This is a genomic window from Streptomyces tricolor (assembly GCF_002155905.1).
GTDB classification, from domain to species: domain Bacteria; phylum Actinomycetota; class Actinomycetes; order Streptomycetales; family Streptomycetaceae; genus Streptomyces; species Streptomyces tricolor.
This window is the reverse complement of the sequence record NZ_MUMF01000888.1, coordinates 1-3,613: the sequence shown is the minus strand read 5'-3', so window position 1 is coordinate 3,613 and position 3,613 is coordinate 1. Positions and strand designations below refer to the sequence as shown.

The 3,613-nt window shown below is 73.0% G+C and carries 4 protein-coding genes; 2 read left to right on the top strand and 2 right to left on the bottom strand.

The window, feature by feature from the left end:
- Positions 1-192: 192 nt before the first annotated feature.
- Entirely contained in the window at positions 193-693 is a 501-nt protein-coding gene (locus CCN44_RS41150; protein WP_059251317.1) for a type III secretion system chaperone family protein, read from the bottom strand.
- Positions 686-2,023 (bottom strand): D-inositol-3-phosphate glycosyltransferase, encoded by a 1,338-nt coding sequence (mshA, locus tag CCN44_RS41145; protein ID WP_059251314.1) that lies wholly within the window; start codon positions 2,021-2,023, stop codon positions 686-688. Before mshA ends, CCN44_RS41150 begins: the two co-directional genes overlap by 8 nt.
- A gap of 247 nt (positions 2,024-2,270) precedes the next feature.
- Here mshA and CCN44_RS41140 point away from each other — a divergent pair, with 247 nt between their 5' ends.
- Together CCN44_RS41140 and CCN44_RS41135 are read left to right on the top strand one after the other, a co-directional pair.
- Positions 2,271-3,062, top strand: coding sequence for a class I SAM-dependent methyltransferase (locus CCN44_RS41140; protein WP_086704318.1), 792 nt, complete (start codon positions 2,271-2,273; stop codon positions 3,060-3,062).
- 195 nt (positions 3,063-3,257) lie between these two features.
- A partial coding sequence (locus CCN44_RS41135) for a coiled-coil domain-containing protein (RefSeq protein WP_414820556.1) occupies positions 3,258-3,613 on the top strand: 356 nt, incomplete at its 3' end.

Here is a 3,613-nt window from a genome sequence, read left to right as displayed (position 1 = left end):
CACGGCCGTGGCCGCGGTCAGCAGGGTCCGTCTCGTGAGGTGCGTGCCGCTCATGTCCACCCGCCTCTTGTTCATAATGATGAACGACGTTCAGGAATGCGTCGGCGGTGAGCATGCCACGCCCCAGGGCGGGAAGGAAGGGGTCGTACGGCGCCAGGAGCGCACAGTGCCACGGAAGAGGGGCGGCGTCCCTCAGTCCGCCGGGCGCTCGATCAGGTGGGTGAACGCTTCCAGGTTCCGCGTGGACTCGCCGCGCGCCACCCGCCAGGCGTACTCCTTGCGGATCGAGGAGGCGAAGCCCAGTTCCAGCAGGGTGTTGAAGGCGCCGTCGGCGGCTTCCAGGACCTGGCCGAGAAGGCGGTCGATCTCGTCCGGGGTGACGGAGGCGAGGGGCAGCCGGGCGGTGACGTAGACGTCGCCGAGGCGGTCGACGGCGTAACTCACGCCGTACAGCTTGAGGTTGCGCTCCAGCAGCCAGCGGTGGACACCGGCCTCGTTCTCGTCCGGGTGGCGGATGACGAACGCGTTGAGGGACAGGGAGTGCCGGCCGACCAGGAAGGACACCGTGGTGGACAGCTTGCGGCTGCCGGGGAGCTTCACCACGTAGTTCCCGGGCTCGGGGCTCTCCCACTCCAGTTCGGCGTCCTCGAAGACGCCCTCCAGGATCTGTCCGGCCTTCTCCACATCACCCATGGGGGGAGCGTACGCGACGGCGGTGGGACTGGGTCGCGGCCGTGTAGACGTCGGCGGTGGCGGCGGCGGACGTGTCCCAGCCGAACGACTGGGCGTGCGCGGCGGCGGCCGCGCCCATGCGCGCGGACAGGTCCGGCCGGTCGGCGAAACGGCGCAGTACGCGCGCGTAGTCGGCCGGATCGTGGCCCTGGACGAGGAAGCCGGTCTCGCCGTCCCGCACGGCCACCGGCAGACCGCCGACCGCGGCCGCGAGCACCGGGGTGCCGGCCGCCTGCGCCTCGATGGCGACCAGGCCGAACGACTCGCTGTACGACGGCATGACCAGGACGGACGCGGCCCGGAACCAGTCCGCCAGCTGCTCCTGGCCGACCGGCGGACGGAACCGTACGACGTCCGCGATGCCCAGCCGGGCCGCGAGCTTCTGCAGGCCCTCCGGTTTGGCGAGCCCGCTGCCGCTGGGGCCGCCGACCACCGGGACGAGGATGCGGGAGCGCAGCTCGGGCCGCTCGTCCAGCAGGACGGCCACGGCGCGCAGCAGGATGTCCGGCGCCTTCAGGGGCTGTATGCGGCCCGCGAAGAGCGGGATCAGGGCGTCCTGCGGGAGTCCGAGGCGGGCGCGGGCCGCGGCCCGGCCGTCGGCGGTGCGGAACCGCTCCAGGTTGACGCCGGGGTGGACGACGGCGACCTTCGCGGGGTCGGCCGCGTAGTGCCGGACCAGCTCGCCGGCCTCCTCGGCGGTGTTGGCGATCAGCCGGTCGGCGGCGGCCACGATCTGGGTCTCGCCGATGACCCGGGCGGCGGGCTCGGGGGTGTCGCCGTCGGCCAGGTTGGCGTTCTTGACCTTGGCCATGGTGTGCATGGCGTGCACCAGGGGCACGCCCCAGCGCTGGGCGGCGAGCCAGCCGACGTGGCCGGAGAGCCAGTAGTGCGAGTGGACCAGGTCGTAGTGGCCGGGGCGGTGGCCGGCCCACGCCTGCATCACGCCGTGCGTGAAGGCGCACAGCTGGGCCGGGAGGTCCTCCTTGGCCAGGCCCTCGTAGGGGCCCGCGTCGACGTGCCGGACCAGGACGCCGGGGGCCAGCTCGACCGAGGGGGGCAGGCCGCCGGCCGTGGCCCGGGTGAAGATCTCCACCTCGATGTTGATCGCGGCCAGCCGCTGGGCCAGCTCCACGATGTAGACGTTCATGCCGCCGGCGTCGCCGGTGCCGGGCTGGTGGAGCGGGGAGGTGTGCACGGAGAGCATCGCGACCCTGCGGGGCCTGCGGTACAGCCGGAGCCGGGTACCGGCCGCCGGAGAGCGTCGCCCGAGCCTGCTGACGTAGTGGCTCACGTGGCGTTCCTCCTTGCTGCGGGCATGCCTGCCGGAGGATCGACCGCGCCCTCCAAGGGGGTCCAACAGCGGGTGGGGGGCCGGCCATTTCCCGATCAAGGGGCTTTGCCGAATCATTACCGTTTATCGGTCAGCAGTTCGATACCGTGACGGGTTGACCGGCCGTCGCCGCCGGCCGCGGGCAGGCGGGGCCGGTCGCACAGTTCCCCGCGTCCCTTCGGGGGCGCGCCCCCTTACCCTCGTACACATGACAGCCCGCGCAGCCCGCCCCGTGGGAACGGTGACGCGCGGGACGACCAACCCCAACCGGCTGCGCCGCATGGACCGCTGGATCGCGGCCGTGCACGGTGCCGCGCTGCGGCGCGCGGACGATCCGGTGGCCGTCGACCTCGGCTACGGGGCCGCACCCTGGACCGCCGTGGAACTGCTGACCCGGCTCCGCGCGGCAGCGCCCCGCACGCGCGTGGTCGGCATCGAGATCGACCCCGCCCGGGTCGCCGCGGCCCGGCCGTACGAGCGCGAGGGCCTGGTCTTCCGGCACGGCGGCTTCGAGGTGCCCGTCCCGGAGCGGCCCCTGCTGATCCGCGCGGCGAACGTGCTGCGCCAGTACGACGAGACCGAGGTGGCCGCGGTGTGGCGGCAGCTGTGCGCACGGCTCGCGCCGGGCGGGCTGCTGGTCGAGGGGACGTGTGACGAGATCGGGCGGCGGCACGTGTGGGTGGCGCTCGGCCCCGAGGGCCCGCGCACGGTCACCTTCGCCACCCGGCTGGGCTCCCTTGACCGCCCCTCCGACCTCGCCGAGCGCCTGCCGAAGGCGCTGATCCACCGCAATGTGCCGGGCGAGCCGGTGCACGCCTTCCTGCGGGACTTCGACCGCGCCTGGGCCGCCGCCGCGCCGTACGCCTCCTACGGCGCCCGGCAGCGCTGGCTGCGCGCGGTACGGGACCTGACGGCCGACTGGCCGGTGACGGACTCCCCGGCCCGCTGGCGGCAGGGCGAAGTGACGGTGGCCTGGGCCGCGTTGGCGCCCCGGAACTGAGATCACCCGTTCGAGGCACGAAAGACGGAACGATCTCCGTGCGTCGTTCGTCACACCGGCGGGGAGATCGTCGTATCCGGCGGCGGGCGGGGGAATTCCGCTTTCCGACGGCCTCTGTCGCTTTGCGCGCGACCGTGGCACGATCCCTCAGGCGACCGTAAGTTACTGACGGTAAATCAGTTTGGGGGAAGAGGTATGCGTTCGGGCAAGCGCGGCCTGCTCACGGCCGCACTGACCGTGGTCTGCGCGGTGACCGTCCTCTCGGCACCCGGCACGGCGTTCGCGTCCCCCGCGCCCACCCCCACCCCCTCGGCGACTCCCGCGCCGAGCCCGACGGGCGCCCCGGACAAGGAGCTTGAGAAGGTCCGGGAGAAGCTCGACAAGCTCTACCACGACGCGGCCGTGGCCACCGACGCCTACAACGCGGCCGAGGAGAAGGCGAAGAAGCAGTCCGCCGAGATCGTGGCGCTGGCCAAGAAGATCGTCGAGGGCCGGGAGAAGCTGGAGAAGCTCAAGGACCAGGCGGGCGCGGCGGCCCGCGACCAGTACCG

What these genes read in the sequence shown, in the direction of transcription:
- CCN44_RS41150 (WP_059251317.1), bottom strand. Translation starts at nt 693, where the DNA reads ATGGGTGATGTGGAGAAGGCCGGACAGATCCTGGAGGGCGTCTTCGAG.
- CCN44_RS41140 (WP_086704318.1), top strand. Translation starts at nt 2,271, where the DNA reads ATGACAGCCCGCGCAGCCCGCCCCGTGGGAACGGTGACGCGCGGGACG.